We start from the raw sequence: 24,976 nt of genomic DNA on the forward strand, positions 1-24,976 counted from the left end.
TGCTCCGGCTATCCCCTAAAATGTTTGAGTAGCCCTCTGGGCTTGCATTTAATCAGTAGATACACGCTTCGCCCCGCAACGCATGACAACTGGGAAAGAGGACATTATGGACATATTAGCTACCCCTACCAAAAAGACATCGGTCCTGGCCGCCGGATTGCTTCTTATGGCAGTCGGAATCGTCTGCAGCATCGCCTTCGGAGTAACGAATATCGGCTGGCGGACGATTGTCGAATCCTTTACCGCCTTCAACGGCTCACAAGAGCATCTGATCATTCAGACGGCAAGAATGCCAAGAGCCTTCATTGCAGCTTTGGTCGGTGCGGGCCTTGCCGTCGCAGGCGCCTTTATGCAAGGCATAACCCGCAATCAGCTGGCCTCGCCAAGCTTATTCGGCATTAATGCCGGGGCCGCTTTTTTCATTGTTACGGGTGCCGCTTTTTTCGGGGCCGGCGGCTTAACGACCTTCGCGACGCTCGCCTTCGCCGGCGCGGCCGTCACTGCCGTGCTTGTCTACGTGCTGGGTTCCATCGGAAACGACGGACTGACTCCCCTTAAAATCACTTTGGCCGGAGCTGCCATAACAGCCTTTTTCTCCTCCTTGTCGCTTGGCGTGCTGCTAACGGGAGGTCAAACGTTCGACCAGGTGCTGTACTGGTTCGTCGGCTCCGTCTCCGGACGCGATATGGGCATTTTCAAAGCGGCCGCTCCTTATATGGGCACAGCGCTTGTCGGCTCCTTTCTGCTTGCCAGGCACATGAACGTATTATCTCTGGGAGACGACGTAGCGGTAGGACTCGGACAAAAAACCGCGTACATAAAGCTTGCTGCCGGCGTTATCGTCGTGCTGCTTGCCGGAGGAGCCGTCTCCATGGCCGGGCCGATTGCGTTCGTAGGCATCATCGTCCCGCATCTCGTCCGTTACCTCGTCGGCATCGATTACCGCTGGGTCATCCCATATTGCGCGGTGTACGGAGGAAACCTGCTTCTGGCAGCGGATATCGGCTCGCGCTACATCGCATTTCCGAAGGAAATACCGGTGGGTGTTATGACCGCCATAATCGGCGTTCCTTTTTTTGTCTATATCGCCAGAAAAGGAGGCCGCTCTTAATATGAACAAATGGATCACAATCCGAGGCCCCCGGCATTCGTATCAAATTAGCATCCGTACTATAAAAGTCATCATCTACCTGTTACTCGCAAATGCAGCCGCAGTCGTGCTGTGCACCTCGCTTGGCAGCCTGATGATTCCGCCGTTAAACGTCATCCGGACACTTCTCGGCATAGGCGATCCGTCGGATTTCATGATCATCTTCGAGCTTCGGATGCCGCGCGTCGTCATCGGCATGCTGGTAGGCTCAGCTCTTGCCGTCTCCGGTGCGCTGCTGCAAGGAATCGTCCGCAACCCGCTCACCTCGCCGGATGTGATCGGCATTACGGGGGGAGCGTCGCTCGGAACCGTCGTTTTCATTTTGTATTTCTCACAGGTGAGCATCCGCTACATGCCGGTCAGCTCGATCGCCGGCGCATTCGGAGCCGCATTTCTTATTTATTTGTTCGCATACCGGAAAGGCATTACACCGCTTCGGCTTGTTCTGGTCGGCATCGGCATGGCCACCGCGCTGACGGCCGTTACTTACATGCTCATTCTTTCGGCTTCATTCACGCCGACCGCCGTAGCCGTCAAAGCGTTTACTTTCATGACCGGCAGCATTTACGGCGTATCCTGGGCAAGAGACGTTAAGACGCTGCTTCCCTGGATTATCGTTCTGATGCCGGTTGCCCTGCTGTACGCCAGGCATTTGAACGTCCAGGAGCTCGGGGACGATGTCGCCGCCAGCGTCGGCAGCGCCGTTCATACGAAACGGACGATTCTGCTGATCATCAGCGTTGCCCTCGCCGGCGCGGCGGTCGCCATCGGCGGTGCCATCAATTTTATCGGCTTGATGGCCCCCCATATCGCGCGCAAGCTCGTCGGACCCGCGTATGGCGGCGTCATTCCGGTATCCGCTTTAATCGGATCCCTGGTCCTGCTTTTATCCGATCTTGTAGCCAGAGTCGCGTTCATTCCGCTCGATATTCCGGCGGGCGTTTTTACCGCGGCGATCGGCGCACCTTTCTTCATCTATTTGCTTTACCGTCATCGCAACGGGTCGTAAGATGTCCGGCCTTTTCATTTATATAGGAACCAAATAATCAAAAGGGAGTGTTACCGTGACCACCATTCAAGCGCAGGGGCTGACTTTGTCCTATGGGCAAAAGCCGATTTTCTCCAATCTCGACGTCGTTGTTCCCCCGGGCAAAATTACCGTTTTTATCGGCAGCAACGGCTGCGGCAAATCGACGCTGCTCCGCTCTCTCGCACGCCTGCTGAAACCCCAGGAGGGGTCTATCCTGCTTGACGGCAGCGACATCGCGAAGCTCTCGAGCAAAGAGGTTGCTAGAAGGCTTGCGATATTGCCGCAGGGCCCGGCTGCTCCGGAAGGCTTGACCGTACACCAGCTTGTCAAGCAGGGGCGTTATCCGTACCAAAGCTGGCTGCAGCAGTGGTCGCGCGAGGATGAATTGCTGGTCAAAAAAGCGCTGGAGCTGACGCATATGAACGAGCTTGCGGGCCGATCGGTCGATTCGCTCTCCGGAGGGCAGAGGCAGCGGGCATGGATCGCCATGACGCTGGCGCAGAACACGCGGACCATCCTGCTCGACGAGCCTACGACTTACCTCGATATGACCCATCAAATTGAAATTCTCGATCTGCTGTTCGAGCTTAACGAACAGGAACAGCGCACGATCGTTATGGTTTTGCACGACATTAACCTCGCATGCCGCTATGCCCACCATATCGTGGCGGTTAAGGACGGACAAATCTACGCGCAGGGCAAGCCGGAAACCGTAATGAACGAGCAGCTGATCCGGGACGTGTTCGATATGGAATGCCAAATGTCGACCGATCCCCTGTTCGGCACCCCTCTTTGTATCCCGTACGGCAAAGGCCGCAAGCTCGAGCTGGCTGCCGCTGCTACTGCCTCTTCCGCACGATGAGCGCCGCACCGGCAAAAGCAAGAGCCGCTTTCCAATGGAAAGCGGCTCTTGCTTCGTTTATTTGTTATACGGCGTACATGCGCTCGCGCAAAGCTTTGATTTCCGCGCTTTCGAGGTACTCATCATATGTCGTCATCCGGTCGATAACACCGTTCGGAGTAATCTCAACGATGCGGTTGGCAACCGTCTGAACAAACTGATGGTCATGCGATGTGAACAGGATTGTGCATTCCGTATCGATCAACGCGTTATTGAGCGCCGTAATCGATTCGAGATCCAAGTGGTTCGTCGGCTCGTCGAGGAGGAATACGTTCGCGCCCTCCAGCATCATCTTCGACAGCATGCAGCGGACCTTCTCGCCCCCGGACAATACGGTTGCTTTCTTCATCGCGTCATCGCCGGAGAACAGCATCCGTCCCAGGAAACCGCGGATGAACGTCTCGTCCGGATCCTTCGAATATTGGCGCAGCCACTCGACGAGGTTCAAATCCACGCCATCGAAATATTCGGAGTTGTCTTTCGGGAAGTACGCGCGGGTCGTCGTAACGCCCCACGAGAAGCTGCCCGCATCGGGATCCGTTTCGCCCATCAGCAGCTGGAACAGCAGCGTCTTAGGCAAGCTGTTCGGGCCGACGAATGCGACCTTGTCGCCTTTATTGATCGTAATCGTCAAATTGTCGATCAGCTTGTCGCCGTCAAGCGATTTGGTCAGGCTGTCAACAAGCAGCAGCTGCTTACCCGCTTCGCGCTCGCCCTTGAACAAAATGAACGGATATTTACGGTTGGACGGACGGATGTCGTCAAGCGTAATTTTGTCGAGAAGCTTCTGGCGGGAAGTCGCCTGCTTCGCTTTCGATTTGTTGGCGCTGAAGCGCTGGATAAACGCTTGCAGCTCCTTGATTTTGTCTTCCTTCTTCTTATTCTCGCCGCGCTGCAGCTGCAAAGCCAGCTGGCTCGACTCATACCAGAAGTCGTAGTTGCCGACATACATTTGAATTTTGCCAAAGTCGATATCCGCAATATGCGTACAGACCGTGTTCAAGAAGTGACGGTCGTGGCTGACTACGATGACGGTGCCTTCGTAGCCTCCAAGGAAATCTTCCAGCCAGCGGATCGATTCGATGTCCAGATGGTTGGTAGGCTCGTCAAGCAGGAGGATGTTCGGCGAGCCGAACAAAGCTTGCGCCAGCAAGACGCGAACCTTCTCGTTGCCGGAAAGCTCCGCCATCTTCTTGTCGTGCAAATCCGGCGTAATGCCGAGGCCGTTCAGCATCTCGGCCGCTTCGGATTCGGCTTCCCAGCCGTTCATGTCCGCGAATTCGGCTTCGAGCTCGCCTGCACGCATGCCGTCTTCGTCCGTGAAGTCCGCCTTCGCGTAGAGGGCATCCTTCTCTTTCATCACTTCATAGAGACGCTTGTGACCCATGATGACGGTTTCGAGCACGACGAACTCGTCATATTCGTAATGGTTCTGTCTCAATACGGCCAGACGCTCGCCCGGCGTAATATGAACCTCGCCCGACGACTGCTCTACTTCTCCGGACAATATTTTTAGAAACGTAGATTTGCCGGCGCCGTTCGCGCCGATCAAGCCATAGCAGTTCCCTGGCGTAAATTTAATGTTGACGTCTTCGAAAAGCGGTTTCTTTCCGAAGCGCAGCGTTATGCCACTCGTACTAATCATTCGTATAATCCCGTCCTTCACTACAAAATCGCTAAATCTCGAACTATTATAACACAGTCTCGCGCCGAAACGAACGGCAATCCGGGCTTTTGGGCGAAAAGTTGGCGCCGGTGCGCACTTATTTTCTTTGGTTGGCGGCGCCGGCGGCTTTTATCAAAAAAGCCTCCTCACCTGAATTACTTGGCGTAATTGCAGCTGAGAAGGCTCCGGAGTTCATTTGATATAACGCTGTCCTGGCAGCTTAATCCCAATCGAGCTTGACTTCGCCGCCGGTGCGGGACGATTCATAGATCGCATCCAAAATCCGGTTGTTCGTATAGCCGGACAATGCCGAAGTAATCGGCTGCTTGCCCTCGCGGATACATTCGACGAAATGGCGGCTCATCAAAATACGGTCATCTTCGCCCTCCAGCGGGACAATATCGGTCTCGACCACTTCATTATCCGTATGGGTGACATATTTGCCGTTGCTGCCGACGATCGCGACGCCGCCATCGGTCCCCATCAGATGAATGAACGGCTCCTCCGGCAGAAATGCCGAATGTGCCGCCCAGCTGACTTCCAGAGACAAAGTCGCGCCGTTGTCGAGCTTGATCAAGGCCGAAGCCAGATCCTCCACGTCGTAATAGCCATCCCAGTTCGGGGTGCCCCAGGTTCCGATCCCGAGGCGTCTTGGCCCGAACTGCGCGTAAGTTGTGCCGAACACCGATACGGGCTTCGGATTGCCCATCAAATAAAGCGACAGGTCAAGCATATGAACGCCGATGTCGATGAGCGGACCGCCGCCGGACATATCCTTGCGCGTAAACCAGGAGCCCCAGCCGGGTATGCCTTTCTTGCGGAACCAGCCTGCCTTCGCATTATAAATGTGGCCGACGTCACCGTTGTCGATATGCTGCTTGAGCGCGCGGCTGAGTCCCGTCCAGCGCATTTGGTGAGACATCATGAGCACTTTGCCCGATTTGGCCGCTTCGTCCACAATCGTCTTCGCAGCCGCGGAATCGATCGCCATCGGCTTCTCCAGCAGCACGTGCTTGCCCTGCTTCAAAGCCTCGATCGCCAGCTCCGCATGGAACTGGTTCGGCACGCCGATAACGACGGCATCGATGGCAGCATCCTTCAGCATCGCTTGCGGGCTGTCATAAACCTTCTTAATGCCGTGCTCCTCCGCGCGCTGCCCGGCAAGCGGCACATAAACGTCCGCCACCCCCGCCAATTCGATGCCCTCTACTTTATTGAACGTCTCCATATGAACATTGCCGATCGCACCGGCACCAATAATGCCAAGACGGATATTAGACTGAGTCATTACCGTTTCCTCCTCGGGTTTGATGAAGCTTGCGTACCAACCTTATTATCTTGTTTAGTATAACGCTTCTTCAAACCCGCGTCACTGTGCTCATTTGGCGCGCTTGTGTCCTCGTTTGTCATTTGCCCGACAGGCGCCAGGTACGGCCAAGCGGCAAAATAACGATGCGCTTCTCTTCGATGGACCGTTTCCTTCGGTTCTCTTCCAGCCGGTCAAGCGCTTCGCGGGGGGTATCGTCCGCAAGCTTGAACGTTCCGTAATGCATCGGTACGAACCATTTGGCCCCCGTATCCTCGAATGCTTGCAGCGCCTCCTCCGGCGTCGTGTGCTGCGGTCCCATGAACCATTCCGGCTCATAAGCTCCGATAGGCAGCAGCGCGACGTCGATGGCGAACCTGCGGCCGATCTCCTTGAAGCCCTGGAAATACCCGCTGTCTCCGGCAAAATAAATATTCGGTATCTCCGCGGCATACGGCAGCTCGGCTTCGCCGCCGGACGGCCATTCCCCGTCCTGCATCGCTTCGTCAGCCGCAGAAGCTTCCGCTTCGGGCAGATTTGAAATTTTCGCTTTGCCCCAGGCATGGCCGATCAGCTTGCCTCTGCCGGGCGCGGTCTGTTCGATGACGAAGCCGCCCCAATGCGAGCTGTTCATATCCCACGGGTTTCTGCGCGTGGAATGCTGGGACGGCACAAAGCTGAACTTGATGCCGTGGATGATAACCGACTCCCACCAATGAAGCTCCTTGACGTTAATGAAGCCTTTCTTACGCAGCTTCGGGCCGAGACCGGCGGGAACAAGCATCTGCCTTGGACCGATCAGCCTGCGAAGCGTGGCTATGCTTAAATGGTCGTAGTGGGAATGCGAGATCAGCACCACATCGACCGGAGGCATGTCGCCGATCGGGATGCCCGGCTGCGACAGCCTTTTCTGAAACGCCATTTGGGACGACCATACCGGATCGGTAACGATATTGAGGCCGCCTATTTGTATTAGAAAAGTAGAATGGCCGATCCAGGTGATCGAAGGCCATCTGCGATTATTCTCAAGGTACTGGATATCCGGACGGGTGCTTGGGACGCAAAACGAATAATCCTTATGCTTCTGCTTGCGGATGCGATCCTGCCGCCATCTGTTGAATTGCTTGAACGAAGTATGCTGCTCGATCGGATCTATGTTGGCAAATCTTTTCAACCTCAAGTGTGCACTCCTCCCTCGCTATTCGCCTTTATTTTACTAAGATACCAAGCCAAAGGTGCGTATTGCAAATGAAAATCCTCCAATCCGGGCGGCTGACGGGTCCTCCTCTAAAGTCGCATCCTTCCGTCAAATGCGGTAAACTTTCTATATAAGCTTTTTTACACAAACATGGCTCCAGCGTAAACGGCTGGCGCTACGCACGAACCGTTAGCTGCATCTTTGCGCAGCTCGGTTCTGTGCCTGCTTATGGTAAAAGCTCGTTTCGCGATGAAATAGAAGTCATTTATAAGTTCGAACTTATAAATTCTTATATTTCAAGCTAAGCAGAAGCCGTGCCGATTAAACGGTTATCACTAATGAGGAGGCTTTCCAAATGAAGCTCATATCGATAGAACCGACGCCGAGCCCGAACTCGATGAAGCTGAACGTCGACGAAACGCTGCCGCGGGGCCGCAGAATGACATACAAAGCCGGGGAAGCCGGCGACGCGCCGGAGCTGCTGCAGAAGCTGCTGCAGATTAACGGGGTGCGCAGCTTGTTCCGAACGGCCGATTTCATTGCGCTTGACCGGAAGCCCGGCGCGGATTGGGCTGCGATTTTGGCGGAGGCCGGACAGCTGCTGCAGAAGGAAGAAACGGATGGCGGGCAAGGCGCGGACAAGGCGGATCCTTCCGCCGGTTATGGCGAAGCGCAGGTGCTTGTCCAGATGTACAGGGGCATCCCGATGCAGGTGCGCGTCAGGATGGGCGACGGCGAGGTCCGTTCCGCGCTGCCGCAGCAATTCGGCGATGCCGTGTCAAAAGCGGCCGGCGGGGGCATGATCCGGGAGCGCAGGCTGGAGGAATTCGGCGTTCGCTACGGCGAGCCGGAGGAAATAGCGGCGGAAATCGTCAGGGAGCTGGAAGCTTCGTATACGGACGAAAGGCTCTCCGCCCTCGTCGAGGCGTCGATTAAGCAAGGCGCATCGGTGCCTGAGGATGGTGCACAGCCGGCCTACCGGCCAGCGCCGCTTACGCTGGAGGAGGCGACGGAGCAGTTCCGCTCGGCCGATTGGCAGACGCGGTATGCGGCTTTGGAGAGATATACCGCAACGCTCGAGGGCATCCCGCTTCTGGCAGAGGCGCTGCGGGACGATAACAGCTCGATCCGGAGGCTGGCCGTCGTCTATTTGGGCGACCTGCGTTCGCCGGAGGCGCTGCCGCAACTGTTCACCGCCCTGCGCGATCCTTCGGCTTCGGTAAGGCGCACCGCCGGCGACACGTTGTCCGATCTGGGCGACCCGGCTGCCGTCGGCCCGATGATCGAGGCGCTGCGCGATAAGAACAAGCTGGTCCGGTGGCGCGCGGCCCGCTTCCTGTACGAAGCGGGCGACGAATCGTCCGTCGAGGCGCTGCGCGAAGCGGCCCGGGACAGCGAGTTTGAAATCCGGCTGCAGGCCCAGATGGCGCTCGAGCGGATCGAACGCGGCGAGGAGGCTGCCGGCTCCGTCTGGCAGCAGATGACCGCCGCGCGTAAGGGCGAGGGGCAATGACGGAGTGTTGTCCATTGCACGAATTCGGTTTGCAGGACTGGAGTCATGTCCCCTGTACGGATGCTGGCGGCATAACCGGAGTGTTGTCCAACGCGCGGTCGGTAATGCAGTGTCTATTAACGGACATAGACAACTCATAGAGTAACTAATGAGCAGGCGAGGTCGATCGGCTAATGGACACCAGATGAGCTTGGGTCGCTTTGAAGCGGCGTTTCTTTAATAGGACTCGCTTTAAAGTTCTATGTTAACCATAGAACGGAACAATAGCATAGTACGCTGTGTAAGCGACATTTTTGTCCATTAGAATAAGTCAGCCTAAAAAAAAGGAGGCGCTGCCCGGCGCCTCCTTTGTTGCGTCTATGCCATGCCTGAGCGGTGACAAGGAACTCGACTTGCTAGCTAATACTCCAGCTGAATGCGAACGAGCAGCGAGTCATCGCTGCCAAACGGCTCATAGCTGGCGCGGTAGCCGGCTGCGACGCTGACATCCCGGAAGGCGGCTTTCAGCGCCTCCGGAAACCGATCGCCCTCCACGTATCTGAACTCGAGGCTTGAAGCGCGGGACTTAAGCGCCGATGCGATGAGCGTCCGCAGCTGCTCCGCATCCGAGACCGTATACTCCGGCTCCAGCCAGTGCAGGCCTAACGCCAGCTTCAACTTGCCGAAGCGTTCGCGCTCCGCCTTCTCCCCCTGCTGCTCCAGCTCGCGGATAACATCGGCATAAACGGTGTCCGCAGCGGGATACGTTTTGGTCCACCCATGATCGGTCCTAAGTTCCTCGTCCGTCTTCAAATAATAGTTGTAGCGGACCACATTGTCGGTCGATTTCGACACGGGTGCGGCCGCCCCTCCGGCAGAATCCGTCTTCGTGACCGGATCGTCCCACGTCAAATCCAGATGGTACCATTTGCCGTCCAGCTGCACCATATTCCACGCATGCTCGCCCGTATTCACCGTACCTTCGGCAATGAGCACCGGAATCCCAGACTCCTTAAGCATTTTGTAGCCTAACAGCGAATACCCCTGGCAAACCGCCTTCCCGGACGTAACCGCATCATAAGCGGTATAGCGTGTCAGCGACTGGTCGTATTCCACGTTCGTGACGATCCAATCATGAATCGCTTTCACCTTCTCATGATCGTTCATCCCCGGCTCGATGATCGCCGCCAGCGCTTTTGCCGCCTCGCGGTCGACTGCCGCGGTCTGCTCGAGCGATTCCCGGTATCTCGCCTCAATGGCGATCGTCGACCGGTTACCCCAGCTTCGGATCGTGTAGATATAGGATTCGAGTATATAGGCCGTATAATCGTCATGCCCGAGCGCCGCACGGACGATTTCCGTCATTTTATCGGAAAGCTCCTGCTTGTCTCCCGTATACGAGACGGAAAAATGCTCGGATCTCGCCTTGAAATGTTCCGCGATTTCCAGCTCCAGCCTTTCCAGCTCATCCGTCTGCCGCATGGCCGCCTCCTCATTCGATACCGTGGCAGATGGAAACAAGTTAATCTTCAAATCAAGACTAACCACTGCCAAAATGATAACGGCCATAATGAGAAGCTTCGAAATCGCTTTATTCATAGGAACCCCCTAAACGGTTGGTGAGCGGCATTAAAGATAAGGCTGGCTGACGGGAAACCGGGCCGGCTTGTTTATTCTCTATTTTCGACCTGATTCTTATATCCTAATACGTTAATGCAATTTTTATCTTCGCGCAAGCGTGAACGGCTGCTGCTATACACGAACCGTTAGCTGCAGTCCGGTTCTGTACCGTCCTTTAGAGCTATGGTCGTATCGTTTCCATCATATGTGCGCAACAGCCCCTTCATACCACCCCGTTTCGCGATGAAATTCTTATATTTAAAAAAGCCCCCTCCGCAGGCCTTAAGGCCTGCAGGGAAGCTTTAGCGGTTCAACTATGCTTCTCGGTCCGTACCGCTCTTTCATACAGGAAATCTACGACGTGCTGTACCTCCATCGGAGAGTCGCCCCCGTGCTTTGCGGCGCCGAGCTTCATTTGCAGCAGGCAGCCCGGATTGCTGGTCAGCAAATACCGGGCTCCGGTCGCGACCGCGTGCTCCATTTTGCTCTCCAAAATTTGTCCGGCCATCTCGGGCTGCGTTACGTTATAGATGCCTGCCGAGCCGCAGCACCGGTCCGCTTCCTTCATCTCGGCGAAGCCGACGTTCGCGACCCGCTTCATTAACTGCCTCGGGGCGTCCGGACTTTTCATCACGTTGCGGAGATGGCAGGAGTCCTGATAGGTAATCGTCACCTGCTCCTGCCCCTTATTTCCCGGTTCTGCGAAAGCGGGCAGCCGCCCCCGGTCGACCAGCAGCTTGCTGACGTCGATCACGCGGGCGGCAAACCGCTCCGCGTCGCCCCGAAGCGGCTGATCCTCATGCAGAAGATGGTCGTATTCCGCAAGCATCGCGCCGCAGCCTCCGGCATTGGAGACGATGTATTCGATTCCGGCATCCGCGAACGCTTGCAGGTTCACCCGGGCAAGCTCCCTGGCCGCTGCCATCTCCCCGGCATGGGCATGAAGGGCTCCGCAGCAAGCCTGATTGTCCGGGATGACGACCTCGAACCCCGCTTCCGACAGCAGCTTTACGGTATTGACGTTCGTTCCCGCGAACATCACGTCCATCAGGCAGCCGCGGAACAGTGCAACTCGGGCAATTGGCTCCCCTTTGGCTGGATAAACGGTGCCGAGCGTCTCGACGACCCCTTTTGCAGTCGCGTCCGGCAAAATGCTCTCCATTTCGCGCAAATGCTTAGGAAACAAACGCATCAGGCCGCTTCCTCTGACGATTCGCCGAAGGCCTGATTTCCGGTAGGCGGCAAGCGTTCCGCCCAGCAGCCGCAGCCGGCTGCGATGCGGGAATATGCCTTTGAAGAACAGCTTGCGCATGCCCGTTACGGGAATTCCGCGATCCGCGTGATCCTCGATGGCGTCGCGGGCCTGCTCGATCAGCTGCCCGTATTTGACGTCCGCGGGACAGGCCGGTTCACAAGCTCTGCAGCCGAGGCAATGGTTCATTTGATCGTTAAAAGCCTGATCCGGCTCCATCAAGCCGTCAGCCACCGCTTTCATGAGCGCGATCCGGCCGCGCGGCGATTCGGGCTCAATCCCGGTTTCCCGGAAGGTCGGACACGCAGGCAGACAAAAGCCGCAGCGCATGCAATTCGTCAATTGATCGTAGTCCAGCTTCGCCTGCAGCGTCCTGGCGAGCGGATTTCCGCTTGCTGCGGCCGGCTGCTTCTGCGGAAGCTCCGCAGTATTCGCATTAGCCACGGTCGATCACCACCCTTTTTCTCGTTTCATTGGCAAAGATTTTGCCCGGATTGAGGAGGTTGTGCGGATCGAATGCCAGTTTAATGCCGCGCATGACCTCCATGCCCGCCTTTCCGATCTTCCACTCCAGAAACGGGGCCTTCACCAGTCCGACGCCATGCTCTCCCGTTATCGTTCCGCCAAGCTCGATTGCCGCCGCAAAAATGTCCTCGAACGCCTGCTCGACGCGGTGAATTTCCTCGCTGTCCCTCGCATCGGTCGTCGCCGTAGGGTGCAGATTGCCATCGCCTGCATGGCCGAAGGTTGCGATCGAAACGTTGTACTTATGAGCGATTTCATTAATGCGCAGCACCATATCCGCGATCTTGGACCGGGGAACGGTCGCATCCTCCAAAATGGTCGTCGGGCGAAGCCGGGCAAGCGCCGTGAACGCGCTGCGTCTGGCCGTTAGCAGCTTCTCCGCCTGCTCCCGGGTTTCCGCCACCTCGATCCGGTCCGCAAGCTCCAGCCCGCATATTTCCCGGATCCGCTCGATATCGCGCTCCACCGTTTCCGGGTCGCCGTCCTGCTCGATCAGAAGGATCGCCTCCATATCGCGCGGCAGGCCAAGCTTGGCGAAGTCGTCAACGACACGGATCGTCGGATTGTCCATAAACTCCAGCGTTGCCGGAATGATCCTCGCCTCGATAATCCGCGACACCGTTCTGGCCGCCCCGTAAAGATCCCTGAACATCGCCAGCATCGTCTTTTTGCTTGCCGGCGGAGGGATCAGCTTCAAGGTCGCCTCGGTTATGATGGCCAGCGTCCCCTCCGATCCGACCAGCAGCTTGGTCAGGTCATAGCCGGCAACGTCCTTCATCAGCTTCCCGCCGGTCCGGATAATTTCACCGCTGGCCAGCACCGCTTCAAGACCGATCACATAATCCTTGGTCGTACCGTATTTCAGCCCGCGCAGGCCGCCCGAGCATTCCGCAATATTGCCGCCGATCGTGGAAATCTTCATACTGCTCGGATCGGGCGGATAGAACAGGCCTAGCGATTCGATATGGGCCGTGAATGCGGCCGTGACGATGCCGGTCTGCACGGTTGCTGTCAAATTTTCCTGATCGACCTCCAGAATCCGGTTCATCCGGTGCATCACCATCACGACTCCGCCGTGCGCAGGAACGGTTCCGCCGCATAGGTTCGAGCCGGAGCCGCGGGACACGACTGGCACGCGATACTCCGCCAGCGCTTTCATAATTTCGGAAACCTGCTCCGTACTTCCGGGATAGATGACGCCGTCCGGCAAGCTTTGAAGCATCGGGGTTCCGTCATACGAATGCGCGACCAGCGCCTCCCGATCGTCCCTGAAATGGCCGTCCCCCACAATCGCCCGCAGCCGGCCGATTAATTGTGTATCCAGCATCTTACGTCCTCCTCATATTAATCAGGTCATCTGATGACTTTTTGCTTATTATAGGCGATCCCGGGTATTGTTGTATAGTCCTATCTCAAGCGGCTGCGCTTCGATCGGCCTTTCAAGGCTGCACATATGTATGTATTGCAAGAAAACAGGCCTATTCGCAAACCATTTTGCGGACAGGCCTTTCCGTTCACAAAATTTGCCGCTTCCAATACCAAACGAATACTGTATTACATTCATTCATCCGTATTTAAAAGCCCGGAAACTAAAACGAGAACCACCAAAATAAAAATAACCAATATGATGCCAAACCAGTCGCCATAAGCCATTACGAACACCCCCCCTTAAAGCTTCGGATCCTCTTTTAAAGGTTCGGCTGCAGTTGTCTGCTTGCCGTTCCTCTATTAACATATGAATCTATGAATCTATCGGATTGTGCGGATTGTCATCCTCTATGAAATATTTAACACTGCCTGTGATCGGCAAAATAAAAAGATTGCGTCCGACCCGGCCTTTCTGCGGGATCTCTGCAATCTTCGCACCTTTTATTTGCGTTTTCTTCTCTGTTTGGTTTTGGACGAAGCTTTTGTCTTCCTGCTGTTCTGCTCCCCGTTCGGACGAAGGCCGATTAGCGGAAGGAGCGGCGTTACGGCTTGAATCAGCTTTTGAAGCGTGACGATCGTTTTCGTAATGCCGTCGATTCCTCCCAATCGGGAGATGAAGCTGCCGATGTCGGGCGAGCTGGAAGCCTCCGTCAACGAACGGTGCACGGACCTTTCCATGGCTCTTGTGCCGGCCGAGCTTGAGCTTCGATGAGCGGAGCGGTGCTCTGAGCTTTGCTCTGAGCTTTGCTCGGAACTTTGCCCGGATGACTCGATGGACCCGGCCGATTTGGATACGTTTTTAATAAGCAAGGGCTTCGTTTTGATCACTGCCGCTTCCCTTCTATACTAGTATGATCTGAACTTAATAGCTCTCTCTTTATCCTATGCGTTCATCCTAGCGTCCGTATGGGCAAACGGCCGGTTTCTTAGATTAATTGATATCTATCGCAGTCCGAAGGTCGTAATCGTTCGTATCGATATCCAATTTCATGTCCAGAGCCAATTTGGCCAACTGACTTCCGATAAAAGGGCCCATCGTCAATCCCGACGCTCCGAGCCCGTTGGCTGCCATCAGGCCATCCCAGCCCGGGACAGTGCCGATCACCGGCAGAAAACCGGGCGTAAACGGGCGAAAACCTACCCTGACCTCTCGAAACGTGCTGTCGGCTAAACCAGGCGCCAAAGCTAACCCTTTATTCAAAATTTCCTGCATTCCGCCTGCCGTAATTTTTGTATCGTTCTCTTCGATACCGTTTTCGTGAGTCGCCCCTATAACGATCCTCTGTTTGCCGAAAGCCAGCAAATATTGATCGGAAGGCGGCATAATGACAGGCCAGTTCTCTGTGTCATAGGAGTCATGAACCTGCAAATGCATGATTTGCGCTTTTTGAAAACCTACGTTAAAGCGAATTCCTAAAGGCTGCAGCAATTGACCTGCCCAAGCGCCTGCACAAACAATGGCAGTATCAGCCGTATAGCGTTTTTCGCCGACAGAAACTCCAGTTACTCGGTTCGACTGGTACGTAAGCGCTGCATCCCCATGGATTAACACGGCCCCGTTTCTTTGCGCGGACCGGATCAGCGCGTCGCGCAGCGCGCGGCCGTCTACACGGGCGGCACCGCCAATCCGGACGGCATGATACCCCTCTTCCAATAACGGAAAAAACTCGCGGGTTTCTTGATCCGTAAGCCTGGTAATGCCGCCGATTTCCGGTGCTTCCGATTTCCGGGAGTGTGCCCGTTCCTCTATTTTTCCAATTTTCTCCGAATCTTGATGGATACTCAAGGCGCCAACCTTTGTATAGCCGGTTTCCGTTTCTCCTTCTCTTTGCAGCTCTTCAATCAGCCCGGGGTAAAAACGCGCACCGGCCTTAGCGAGCCGGTACCAAGCCTGATTGCGCCGCTGCGACAGCCAGGGGCAGATGATGCCGGCCGCGGCGTCCGTAGCCTGTCCCTTATCTTTGCGGTCGATGACCAGGACATCGGCTCCCATTTTTGCTAAGTGATACGCAGTTGAAGCCCCCAGTATTCCTGATCCGACGACGATACATTTTTTCATGACTCCATTCCTTTCTTAATTCCTGATATCTATAATTGCGAGCTTGAAATTTCCGTATTTACAACCTGCTGCAATTGAAATAAATTTGTGAAGGAAGAGGTGAAACGACAATGGTACAACTTATATTCGATTTTGACGGAACGATGGCAGACAGCAAGCAGCTGGCGATCGATATCTACAACGAATTAGCCGAAACCGGAGGTTATAAACCTATCGAACGGCAAAAGGTATCGTTGCTTAGCTCGTTAAGTATACCGGATCGGATGAAAGAACTAAACATCCCGGCTGTTCATTTGCCGAAGCTAATATTCGATTTTAAGAAGATCTATAAAAGGAAAGTACATACTTTATTTGCTGTGGAAGGAATTTCCGAGCTCTTAATGACATTATCGGATAAAGGCCTGAAGCCCGACATTATTTCTTCCAATCGTGCCGATACGATTGAGGCCTTTATAGAATCGAATCATTTTTCCGGCTCCATTGGGTCCGTATTTAGCGGACGCCATCTTTTCGGCAAGCACCGGTTGATTGACCGCTACATTAAATTACATCGTTTTTCGAAAGAAGAGCTGATATACGTCGGAGATGAATTAAGGGATATCGAGGCCTGCAAACGGGCGGGCATCAAAATGATTGCCGTAACCTGGGGATTTGATTCAAAGGAGCTGCTACAAAACGCGAAGCCGGATTTTGTTGCAAATAAACCTCATGAAATTGTAGAGATACTGGGTTTTCGGTAACAAACGGCGATAGAATAAAAAACAAGAAACGGCCGTGCTCGGATAACCCGTTTGGCACAGCCTTTTCTTGCTAGGATTCACGATTTTTTGTCAAGCGATCCTCCCATTTAGCCCTCCCGATATTGGCCAGGAGTAACTCCCGTGTACTTCTTAAACACTTTATTGAAATAATGGCGATTTTCATAACCAACCTTGCTTCCGATCATATTGACCGGAATCTGACGGTGCTCGGCAAGCAGCTTCTTCGCCTCGTTAATCCGGAGTTCATTCAAGTAATGGATAAAGGTCGCACCGGTTTCTTTCTTGAACAGGCTGCTGATATAGTTGGGATGCATATTCATGTAGTCAGCGAGCATGTCCAACGACAGATCCTGCGTGAAATTCGTTTCGATGTAGCCTAGAAGCTTCGCCGTATGGCGACAGTAATCGGAATCGGCCTCACAGGGAAGCTCCCCGGCGATCCGGTGCAGGAGTACCGAAATCTCGTCCTTGTTGATCGGTTTAAGCAAGTAATCCACAACGCCTGCCCGTAAGGCTTTGCGCGCAAATTCGAAATCGTCATAACCGGTCAAAATAATAAACCGCTGGCATAACTCGTCCCGTTTCGCTTCCTCGATCAATTCGAACCCGTTTTTCTCGGGCATATTGAGATCGGTCACGGTAACGTCAGGCATAAAGCTTTTCATTAAATCCAGCGCCTCGTATGCATTATTGCCCGATATGACCTCCGTATGGGCGGGGGCTCCTTCCTTCACGATTTTAACGAGTCCCTGCAGAATCAACGGTTCGTCGTCCACTACCAGCACCTTCATGACGCAGCTTCCCCCTTTCCAAGCAGATATAGGGTCAATGTTGTGCCTTTCCCCTTCTCGCTTTCGAGCTCAAGACGGGACTCTCCTCCGTAGAATGCTTTGATCCGCTCGCTTACGTTGAACAGCCCAAGCCCTCCCTCATCCGAGCCGGACGGCAGCACATCGGTTCCGCGCGCCAGCAGCGATTGAATGCCTTGAAGCTTCTCCGGAGGAATGCCTGCTCCATTGTCTTCGATGACGATGCGGACATATTCGTCCTTCTTTTCGACGAGCAGCTTGATCCGAACCGGCCGAAGGACCGAAATTCCGTGAATGACGCTATTCTCGATTAGCGGCTGAAGCAGAAATCGTGGGCACTCCATTTTGTCGGTCTCTAGCAAAATCTCAAACTGGAAGTCGAGCCGGTCCCTGAGCCTCATCTTGTGGATGTTTAAATAAAACATGACCATTTCAATTTCGCTGCTTAGAACGGTAACGTCCTTCTGGGAAGACAGACTGTACCTCATGAGACGGCCGAACCAATAGGAAATGTCGGCGACCTCGTGGTCGTCGTTCGCTTCCGCCAGCATACGGATCGTTTCAAGCGTATTGTACAGAAAATGCGGTTTGATCTGTGCCTGAAGCACCTTATAGGCCGCTTCTTTATTTCGGATTTCGGCGCGATGGACATTGTTGATCAGCTCATCCATACGCTGGATCATCGCATTATAGGTTGAAGTAAGAAACCCGATCTCATCCTGGTTATCCTGCCGGTTGACCAATACCTTCAGGTTATCGTCGCGAACCGACCTCATATGCCGTGCCAATCGCAGTATCCGTTTGGCGATCGCGGATGCGAAATAATAATAGACGACCGACAGCACGATAAGAAGAACGGCAATCGCGCCGATCAGAATATATTTCTCGCGCTTTACCGTTTGAAACACATCCTCAACCAGGCCGGTAACCACGACCCGGACACCCAATTCCCCGATATGCAATTGATTGACGATGGACTCCCGGGTAATAAAATAACCGTCGGCATCCCGCTCTTCAATCTCCTTCATCAGCGCGCGGTTATCGGCAGCGGGGCTCCGGCCTGTGGTGAACAGCAATTCCCCTTGCTCCGAGAACAGCAAGGCACTCCAGTCGTTTCCGGCGCCGGCCGCCTCAAAGAACTTCCTTATCGGTTCATGGCTGACCCGAATTTCGAGCAAGCCTATTTTTTCCGTAAACAGGCTGTTATAAATATCCTGATAATACACAAAGGAAGGCTTGCTCAGCCCCTCCTCCCGCCGAATCCAGACCCCCTTGCCCGGCCTCAGGTGTTCGACGGCCGGCCGCAATTCCGGAGCAAGCTCGGATCGATCCAGGAACTGCTTCGTGATCGGAAATACTTCATCCTTTAGCTTGTAGATCATCACGGATTCGATCTCGGGGTTGGCGAACATCGTTTGCGTGAATAACGGGCTGATGTATCTAATATGGGCGTAGACACTATCCGAGTCCGTTTGGTACATGCCATCCAAGTAATCGGTTACATAGGGATTGTACTGCAGCAGTCTATGCACCGATTCAATTCGGACCATATCCGCCCGCAAGTTTGAATAAGCTTGCTCAAGTATCTTTTGGCGCCCGCCTACAAATTGCTGTGTCAAGCTTCCGTAAATCTGATTGTAATAATAGATCCCGAATGCAATCACAGGAATGAAAACGATCACTACGTATCCCAGTATGATCTTCCTGACTATGCTCATGGCCGCCCCCCCCTGAGTAGTTCCTTATCCGTTTCTTCTTAGGGTATCATGAGCCCGCAAAATCCGGTAGGGGCAAGCCCTACCGGATTTTTCCTGTTACTTAAACAATGCCTGTTTCTCCTGATACGTTTTGTTGGCCCACTCGTCGAGCTTTTCAAGCCCGATCTTCTCGGCGTTCTTCATCATGGTTTCATAGTTCTGGACGGCTTCTTCCTCGGATTTTGCGAGATAGATTTTCACCTTCTCGTTGGTCACCATCTCGTCGAGCTTTGTTTTGATCGTTTTTTCTGCGGAATCCGCCTTGACCTGGATCATGCCGATTTCAGGCTTGTACGTCGTGATCGCCTTCGTCTCCAGCAAAGCCTGGGTCGTTTGCGTGCCCGGTACATATCCCCAAAGTCCCTCTACAATGGCGTCCGAATAAAGGAACCACCACTTAATGCCGTTGCTGTTGACGAAATCGGAGTCAGCCGTGTTGTATTTCAGATTCGGGTATCCTTCCTCGTTCCATGTCCAATGCTCGCCCTCGACGCCGAACATCGTAAGCTGCTTTCCTTCTTCGCTGGCAAGGAACTGCAGCAGCTTGATGGATTTCTCGGGATTTTTGTTGTTTTTCGTAATAAATGTCCCGGACCAGCCTACCCCGGTGCTAACGCGCACTGCTTCTTCCGACAGCGCGCTCGGCATCATCTTAAAGGTATATGCGGCGCCGGTTTGCTTGGCGGAGATGTTGTCGCGTTCCGCAACGCTAACGGTGTGGCTATGCGCAAAGGCTTTTCCGCCGACCGCGTATTCATCGTCGATTTGATCGTTGGCGTGCGCGAAATTTTCCGCCAGAATATAGCCGTTGCGGTAAAGGCCGTTCATAAATTTGAAGAAGTCAAGCATTTTAGGATGTTTAAGGTAATACTCTACCTTCCCGTCTTTTTCATACCAGGACCCAAAGCCGGCTTCGATGCCGTACTGTGTCATGAAATAAGATTCGATCCAGTTTTTATCCATGACAAGGGGAACCAGATCAGGATGCTTCTCCTTCACCATTCCCAGCAGCTTTACAAAATCGTCCAGCGTTTTCAGTTCGGGGTTGCCAAGCTCTTTCATAATATCCTCGCGCAAAGCTATGCCAGGATTGCCGTCATTGCCAAGCGCATACTGATTCGTTTCCCATTCCTGCTGAGTCGCGAACGCATTACGAATGGTGTAGAAATTGCCGTCGTCCATCGTATTGATCGCGGTTCTCGTAGGATCGATTTTAAAATCAGGTGCATATTTCTCGATCAGCTCGTTCCACGAATACGAAATGTTGGAATTGGAGAGCCGGTCGATATCGGAGGCCGTAAAGATCAGATCGGGCAAATCGCCGGATGCGATCATAAGCGGCAGCTGCTTATCGTCGGTCGCTACGGTAACCTTGAGCTTAACGCCGGTTTTCTCCGTGATTTTATCGGCCACCGCCCCTTTCCATTCCTTGACCGGATACCAGCTGTGGTTAATGAACAACGTGAGCTCTTCGACATCCTGGCTGCCGGCAGCGGGCTCGTCCGACGCATTGGCGCTTGTGCTGCCGCCCGTGTCGGCACCGTCAGCGGAGCTGTCTCCGGAGCTATTGCCGCCGCTGCATGCGGTCAAAACGGCAATGATCATGACGAAGGAAAGCGACAGCATCAGCATTTTTGAAAGTTGACTCCGCATCTAAAAACCCCTCCATGTTGTTTGAAATTATATCAAAGCAGCTGCTTCAATATTGAAAGTCACGTTTAGCTAGCCTTTTACCGACCCCAGCATAATCCCTTGGACGAAATACTTCTGCAAGAAAGGATACACGCAAACGACCGGAGCAATCGAAACGACCATCGACGTCACCTGCAGCGAATAATTCGTGACGCCCGTCGCGCTGGCCGCCGCACCGACAGACTCGATCGGGATGTTGCTCTTGTTGATGATTTCCATCATTCGGAAGGTCAGCGTCCTTAGAGCGTCGGATTGTACGAAATAAGCCGAATCGAGCCACGCGTTCCATTGCCCTACCCCGAGAAACAGCGCCATTGTTGCAAGAAGCGGGGTGGAGACCGGAAGAATGATTTTATAGAAAATCACAAATTCATTAGCTCCGTCCATATAGGCGGATTCCTTCAGCTCTATTGGAATTTCGCGAAAAAAGGATATGGCGATCAACAGGAAGAAGGTGCTGAGCATCGATGGAATCACATAAACGCCGAAGGTATTTAATAGTCCTAGCGACCGCAGCACGACGTAATAAGGGATCAATCCGCCCGAAAAGTACATGGCGAACACAATGACGGTAAAGTAAACTTTTCTGAATAGCAGATCCCTATGCGACAATCCGTAAGCGACGAGACAGGTGAACAGGACGCCGAGGAGCGTTCCGACGCCGGTGCGGGCAACGGTAATGAGCAGCGAGTTGTACCATTTCGCATCGGTAAGAAACGTGGCGTAATTTTCCAGCGTGAAAGTTCTGGGCCAAAAATAAATGCCGCCGAGCAAGGAGTCCTTGCCTTGGTTGAACGAAACGACGAGGACGTAGTAGAACGGATATAAAGTCGAGAGCATGATGCAGAACAATAACGCGTATACGATGCTGTCCAGCAGCAGATCCTTTTGTTTTTGATTAGTCGGCAATTGACTGCCCTCCCTGTCTTCAGAATAGGCTCGAGCCTGAAGCTCTCTTCGCGATGTAATTGCTGGAGAAGATCAGCAATACGGAAATAACCGACTGGATCAGGTCGATAGCAGCGGCGTAGGAAAATCTGCCATCAGCAAGCCCGACCTTAAACGCATAGGTTTGGACGATTTCCGACGTCGAGTTGTTGACATCGTTGCCCAGCAGGTACGCCTGCTCGAAGTTGGAGCCTACCAGGCCCCCGCCAAGAATGCTGCCGATCGTCAGGATCAGCACGACTACAATCGTACCTTTAATGCCTGGAAGCGTAACATGCCAAATTCTGGACAGCCTGCCTGCGCCGTCGATTTGTGCCGCCTCGTAAAGCGCCGGATTAATGCCTGCGATCGCAGCCAGAAAAATAATCGTCCACCAGCCCATTTCCTTCCACACGGCGCTGCCGACGGCAAGTCCCCAGAAGTAATTGGCGCTCGTCAGGAAATCGAGCGGCTTGTCAATAAGCCCGATTTTGACCATCAGCTTGTTCAATATTCCGATATCCGCCGAGAGGAAGGAGAACGCGATTCCGACTACGACGACCCAAGATATGAAATGGGGCAGGTAACTAACCGTTTGGACAAAACGTTTGAATGCCAGATGTCTCACTTCATTCAACAAAATCGCGAACAGGATGGGCGCCGGAAACGCGAAGATCACTTTTAGAAAGCTTAGAACGAGCGTATTCCGAACTATTTCACCGAAGCGGTAATCATCGACAAATTCATTAAAGTATTGGAGCCCTACCCAATCGCTCGTAAAAATCCCCTTGATACCGGTCACAATCGTGTAATCTTTGAAAGCCATCACGATTCCGAACATCGGCGTGTAAGCAAATATAAGCAGGAATAACATGCCCAATCCCACAAATAAATGAAGCACGGTCTGTTTTTTAAAACGCTTCCAAAGTTGGTGCTGACGGTTTGCTTTTAACTGCAATGACGCTTCTGTATTCAGGTTCATGTGCCGTCCTCCTTTGTATTCATCTTACTATCTCTTCAATGTGCTAGATAGATTACATTCTTAAGAAAGCGTTGTCATTTTTTAAGGCAGCCGGAACGCCGCGTTGAGATCAGTTAAAGCTCTCGCATTTTCACAAAAAAATGCTTAACATTGGCTGAGCCATGTTAAGCATTAAAAGTGCCGATCCTGTAGCGGTTCGTTCCGTTAGTATACCGACTATGGCATGAGCTACCTATTCGGAATCCTTGCCACAACAATGCTAAAAGGTCCATTACCAACCGGAATTCGTCTAGGGAGTTCCACATTTCTTATAGTGTCAACGACGGAGACCGTGTTCTCTCCCTGGTTGGTCACGTACGCTCGTCTGCCATCCGGAGTAAATGCAAGCGTAAACGGCCGGACTCCCACTGGAATGCGAGGGGAAATTTCCGCGTTCAGCGCTGTATCGATGACGGATAAATTGTTACTCTGTGAGTTCGTCACATAGGCTCTGTCTCCATTAGACGTGAAGATCGCGACAATCGGGTTTGTCCCGACTGGAATACGCGGGAGGATTTCAGTATTTGTGTCCGTATTAATAACCGACAGATTGTTACTTTGCACATTTGTTACATATACCCTGGCACGTCTAGGGTTTATTGTCGCCGCTGCGGGGGAACTCCCGACCGTGATACGTGCAATTTCATTGTTCGCCGTTAAATCGAGCACGGACACCGAATTTTCACCCGAATTTGCGACATAACCTCTTGTACCGTCCGGCGATATGAAAATACTAGTAGGATTTAACCCAACCGGAATGGGTTGACCCATTTGGGTATTGGTATCCGTATTAATAACGGATACTGTGCCTTCTTCCGAATTGGTCACATACAAACGTTCGCCATCAGGCGAGACACTCATACCTGACGACAAGAAATTCATTCGCGGGAGGATCTCCCTGTTCGTTAAAGTGTTAATTACGGAGATCGTGCCATCACCGCTGTTAGCCACATACAATCTTCTCTGATTAGGAGCCAGGGCTAGGCCTGTTGGCGCCGTTCCGACGCTTATTCGAAGAATCTCCGTGTCCGTTCTCGTATCAATGACCGAAACTGTATTTTCAGCTTGATTGGTTACATAAGCAAGCACCCTTGCAGGGAGAACTCCCAAACCAAACACCTCTCTTCATTATGTTTAAAGTCTGCTGCCTAATCATTGTATTTCCGTCCGGCTAAAACCGTGAGGTCAAATAACTCTTGGCTATTAACCTATTTTTAGAGACTTACAAATAGGTCCCACACCCTTAGCGACTCGTCCGCGTAAACTGTTAGTCTACTATTGCATAATGCGGGTGATTAGATACATGAAGAAAGTCCCTTTGATAGGAATTATGGTATCGAATGAAAAAGATCTCAAACCGATTCTTCAAACCTATGAACGCTATAAAGGGAGACTTTCCGTCCGGCTCTTCTCCTTTACTCCCCAAAACATTCATTGGAAAAAAAGGACGATTCGAGGCTTATGCCTGGAAAATAAAATGTGGCGATACCGAATATTTCACTTTCCCGATGCCGTCTATAACCGTTGTTATCAAAAAGGAACACAAATCATTCAACGTTTGGAAACCTATCTTGGACCGAACAAATGCTTCAATCGTGTAACCCAAATAGATAAATGGAAGATATACCAAGAGCTAAGAAACAGTGATCTTGAGCAATATGTGCCCGAGACATCGGTCTATCATCCGGATCGGTTTCGGGAATTACTCCAGGAAGAGAAGCCATTCATTCTTAAGCCTTGCTATGGGTTCCACGGAAAGAAAGTCTATATGGTTGAAAAGACAGAGCATCACCTATTCAAAATTTATGAAGATACGTTCACGCCTCTGTACGCGTCCTATAACGCAAACGGCTTCTTCCAGGAAATCGCTCAGCTTGTTGCCAATAAAAAGTTCGTCATTCAACGAATGATCAACTTTGCGAGAGTAGATGATAGCGTTGTTGATTTTAGAATACTCGTTCAAAAAGAAGCGACTGGCTGTTGGAAGGTTACAAAAGGGGTAAGCCGAGTAGCTCCCTATAACTTTTATATTACAAATCGCTCCGAGAACATCCATGATATAGATGAAGTACTCGAAGCCTTGTCACGTCCCTCTTCGGACAAAAAGTCACTCTACCAAAAGATCAGCCTATTAAGTATAAGGATCGCTCAGTTACTAGACGAACGGATAGGTTTATTGGGGGAAATCGGCCTAGACTTAGCCATTGATGAAGATGGAGAGATATGGATCATTGAAGTCAATGGCAAACCACAAAAATCCATTTATTGGAAACTAAATAGAGGATTACGCGGCGGGATTGATGCGGTATTTAAATTTCCTTTGGAGTATGCTTATTATTTGTCACAGACTTGAATTCCGATGTCGATAAAAAAGAGACCTGC

20 protein-coding genes and 1 pseudogene are annotated in these 24,976 nt (G+C 52.8%); 6 read left to right on the forward strand and 15 right to left on the reverse strand.

Annotation, left to right across the window (positions count from 1 at the left end; translation table 11 throughout):
• Positions 1–106 precede the first annotated feature (106 nt).
• The 3 genes from KP806_RS11965 to KP806_RS11975 are packed head-to-tail and all read left to right on the forward strand — an operon-like array spanning position 107 to position 3,042.
• On the forward strand, positions 107–1,111 hold the full coding sequence (locus KP806_RS11965; protein ID WP_224723826.1) for a FecCD family ABC transporter permease: 1,005 nt from the start codon (positions 107–109) through the stop codon (positions 1,109–1,111).
• 1 nt (position 1,112) lies between these two features.
• Positions 1,113–2,159, forward strand: coding sequence for a FecCD family ABC transporter permease (locus KP806_RS11970; protein ID WP_224723828.1), 1,047 nt, complete (start codon positions 1,113–1,115; stop codon positions 2,157–2,159).
• A 55-nt stretch (positions 2,160–2,214) separates the two neighbouring features.
• The gene (locus KP806_RS11975) at positions 2,215–3,042 is read left to right on the forward strand and encodes an ABC transporter ATP-binding protein (RefSeq protein WP_224723830.1); all 828 of its coding nucleotides are present in this window, start codon (positions 2,215–2,217) and stop codon (positions 3,040–3,042) included.
• A 64-nt stretch (positions 3,043–3,106) separates the two neighbouring features.
• Here KP806_RS11975 and KP806_RS11980 read toward each other — a convergent pair whose 3' ends face one another.
• The 3 genes from KP806_RS11980 to KP806_RS11990 form a co-directional block, all read right to left on the reverse strand.
• Entirely contained in the window at positions 3,107–4,726 is a 1,620-nt protein-coding gene (locus KP806_RS11980) for an ABC-F family ATP-binding cassette domain-containing protein (RefSeq protein ID WP_224723832.1), read from the reverse strand.
• Positions 4,727–4,967: 241 nt separating this feature from the next.
• Entirely contained in the window at positions 4,968–6,035 is a 1,068-nt protein-coding gene (locus tag KP806_RS11985) for a Gfo/Idh/MocA family protein (protein ID WP_224723834.1), read from the reverse strand.
• Positions 6,036–6,153: 118 nt separating this feature from the next.
• Entirely contained in the window at positions 6,154–7,233 is a 1,080-nt protein-coding gene (locus KP806_RS11990) for an MBL fold metallo-hydrolase (RefSeq protein ID WP_224723836.1), read from the reverse strand.
• A 373-nt stretch (positions 7,234–7,606) separates the two neighbouring features.
• On the opposite strand from KP806_RS11990, the gene KP806_RS11995 reads away from it, so the two are divergent.
• Entirely contained in the window at positions 7,607–8,764 is a 1,158-nt protein-coding gene (locus KP806_RS11995; protein WP_224723837.1) for a conserved virulence factor C family protein, read from the forward strand.
• 399 nt (positions 8,765–9,163) lie between these two features.
• On the opposite strand, the gene KP806_RS12000 is transcribed toward KP806_RS11995, so the two are convergent.
• From KP806_RS12000 to KP806_RS12020, 5 genes are all read right to left on the reverse strand, one after another.
• Positions 9,164–10,342 carry a transglutaminase domain-containing protein gene (locus KP806_RS12000; protein ID WP_224723839.1) on the reverse strand — a complete coding sequence of 393 codons (1,179 nt, stop codon included), beginning with the start codon at positions 10,340–10,342 and terminating at the stop codon, positions 9,164–9,166.
• 331 nt (positions 10,343–10,673) lie between these two features.
• Entirely contained in the window at positions 10,674–12,059 is a 1,386-nt protein-coding gene (locus tag KP806_RS12005) for a (Fe-S)-binding protein (RefSeq protein WP_224723842.1), read from the reverse strand.
• Positions 12,052–13,467 carry an FAD-binding oxidoreductase gene (locus KP806_RS12010; protein WP_224723845.1) on the reverse strand — a complete coding sequence of 472 codons (1,416 nt, stop codon included), beginning with the start codon at positions 13,465–13,467 and terminating at the stop codon, positions 12,052–12,054. The genes KP806_RS12005 and KP806_RS12010 overlap by 8 nt, the downstream gene beginning before the upstream one ends.
• A gap of 542 nt (positions 13,468–14,009) precedes the next feature.
• Positions 14,010–14,396: a hypothetical protein gene (locus KP806_RS12015; RefSeq protein ID WP_224723851.1), complete on the reverse strand. Its 387-nt coding sequence runs from the start codon at positions 14,394–14,396 to the stop codon at positions 14,010–14,012.
• A 103-nt stretch (positions 14,397–14,499) separates the two neighbouring features.
• Positions 14,500–15,627, reverse strand: a complete 1,128-nt coding sequence (locus KP806_RS12020) for an NAD(P)/FAD-dependent oxidoreductase (RefSeq protein WP_224723852.1) — start codon at positions 15,625–15,627, stop codon at positions 14,500–14,502.
• Positions 15,628–15,737: 110 nt separating this feature from the next.
• Here KP806_RS12020 and KP806_RS12025 point away from each other — a divergent pair, with 110 nt between their 5' ends.
• Positions 15,738–16,367 carry an HAD hydrolase-like protein gene (locus tag KP806_RS12025; protein ID WP_224723853.1) on the forward strand — a complete coding sequence of 210 codons (630 nt, stop codon included), beginning with the start codon at positions 15,738–15,740 and terminating at the stop codon, positions 16,365–16,367.
• 107 nt (positions 16,368–16,474) lie between these two features.
• Here the strand turns inward: KP806_RS12025 and KP806_RS12030 are convergent, their stop codons facing one another.
• The 7 genes and pseudogenes from KP806_RS12030 to KP806_RS27965 all read right to left on the reverse strand — a co-directional run.
• On the reverse strand, positions 16,475–17,179 hold the full coding sequence (locus tag KP806_RS12030) for a response regulator transcription factor (protein WP_224723854.1): 705 nt from the start codon (positions 17,177–17,179) through the stop codon (positions 16,475–16,477).
• Positions 17,176–18,915, reverse strand: a complete 1,740-nt coding sequence (locus KP806_RS12035; RefSeq protein ID WP_224723855.1) for a sensor histidine kinase — start codon at positions 18,913–18,915, stop codon at positions 17,176–17,178. The genes KP806_RS12030 and KP806_RS12035 overlap by 4 nt, the downstream gene beginning before the upstream one ends.
• 96 nt (positions 18,916–19,011) lie before the next feature.
• Positions 19,012–20,607: an extracellular solute-binding protein gene (locus KP806_RS12040; protein ID WP_224723856.1), complete on the reverse strand. Its 1,596-nt coding sequence runs from the start codon at positions 20,605–20,607 to the stop codon at positions 19,012–19,014.
• A 69-nt stretch (positions 20,608–20,676) separates the two neighbouring features.
• Positions 20,677–21,555 (reverse strand): carbohydrate ABC transporter permease, encoded by an 879-nt coding sequence (locus KP806_RS12045; protein WP_224723857.1) that lies wholly within the window; start codon positions 21,553–21,555, stop codon positions 20,677–20,679.
• Positions 21,556–21,574: 19 nt separating this feature from the next.
• On the reverse strand, positions 21,575–22,555 hold the full coding sequence (locus tag KP806_RS12050; protein WP_224723858.1) for an ABC transporter permease: 981 nt from the start codon (positions 22,553–22,555) through the stop codon (positions 21,575–21,577).
• 228 nt (positions 22,556–22,783) lie between these two features.
• On the reverse strand, positions 22,784–23,476 hold the full coding sequence (locus KP806_RS12055) for a YncE family protein (RefSeq protein WP_224724029.1): 693 nt from the start codon (positions 23,474–23,476) through the stop codon (positions 22,784–22,786).
• A 108-nt stretch (positions 23,477–23,584) separates the two neighbouring features.
• Positions 23,585–23,713: pseudogene (locus tag KP806_RS27965) on the reverse strand (YncE family protein); the annotation flags it as partial.
• Positions 23,714–23,897: 184 nt separating this feature from the next.
• Here KP806_RS27965 and KP806_RS12065 point away from each other — a divergent pair.
• Positions 23,898–24,947, forward strand: a complete 1,050-nt coding sequence (locus KP806_RS12065) for a YheC/YheD family endospore coat-associated protein (protein WP_224723859.1) — start codon at positions 23,898–23,900, stop codon at positions 24,945–24,947.
• The last annotated feature ends 29 nt before the right edge of the window (positions 24,948–24,976 follow it).

It is taken from the genome of Paenibacillus vietnamensis, assembly GCF_020169515.1.
GTDB lineage: Bacteria > Bacillota > Bacilli > Paenibacillales > Paenibacillaceae > Pristimantibacillus > Pristimantibacillus vietnamensis.

Excerpts from the sequence above, each read along its gene's own strand:
- KP806_RS11965 (WP_224723826.1), top strand. The coding sequence starts at position 107 with ATGGACATATTAGCTACCCCTACCAAAAAGACATCGGTCCTGGCCGCC.
- KP806_RS11970 (WP_224723828.1), top strand. The coding sequence starts at position 1,113 with ATGAACAAATGGATCACAATCCGAGGCCCCCGGCATTCGTATCAAATT.
- KP806_RS11980 (WP_224723832.1), bottom strand. The coding sequence starts at position 4,726 with ATGATTAGTACGAGTGGCATAACGCTGCGCTTCGGAAAGAAACCGCTT.
- KP806_RS11985 (WP_224723834.1), bottom strand. The coding sequence starts at position 6,035 with ATGACTCAGTCTAATATCCGTCTTGGCATTATTGGTGCCGGTGCGATC.
- KP806_RS11995 (WP_224723837.1), top strand. The coding sequence starts at position 7,607 with ATGAAGCTCATATCGATAGAACCGACGCCGAGCCCGAACTCGATGAAG.
- KP806_RS12000 (WP_224723839.1), bottom strand. The coding sequence starts at position 10,342 with ATGAATAAAGCGATTTCGAAGCTTCTCATTATGGCCGTTATCATTTTG.
- KP806_RS12010 (WP_224723845.1), bottom strand. The coding sequence starts at position 13,467 with ATGCTGGATACACAATTAATCGGCCGGCTGCGGGCGATTGTGGGGGAC.
- KP806_RS12020 (WP_224723852.1), bottom strand. The coding sequence starts at position 15,627 with ATGAAAAAATGTATCGTCGTCGGATCAGGAATACTGGGGGCTTCAACT.
- KP806_RS12025 (WP_224723853.1), top strand. The coding sequence starts at position 15,738 with ATGGTACAACTTATATTCGATTTTGACGGAACGATGGCAGACAGCAAG.
- KP806_RS12030 (WP_224723854.1), bottom strand. The coding sequence starts at position 17,179 with ATGAAGGTGCTGGTAGTGGACGACGAACCGTTGATTCTGCAGGGACTC.
- KP806_RS12035 (WP_224723855.1), bottom strand. The coding sequence starts at position 18,915 with ATGAGCATAGTCAGGAAGATCATACTGGGATACGTAGTGATCGTTTTC.
- KP806_RS12040 (WP_224723856.1), bottom strand. The coding sequence starts at position 20,607 with ATGCGGAGTCAACTTTCAAAAATGCTGATGCTGTCGCTTTCCTTCGTC.
- KP806_RS12050 (WP_224723858.1), bottom strand. The coding sequence starts at position 22,555 with ATGAACCTGAATACAGAAGCGTCATTGCAGTTAAAAGCAAACCGTCAG.
- KP806_RS12055 (WP_224724029.1), bottom strand. The coding sequence starts at position 23,476 with ATGAATTTCTTGTCGTCAGGTATGAGTGTCTCGCCTGATGGCGAACGT.
- KP806_RS12065 (WP_224723859.1), top strand. The coding sequence starts at position 23,898 with ATGAAGAAAGTCCCTTTGATAGGAATTATGGTATCGAATGAAAAAGAT.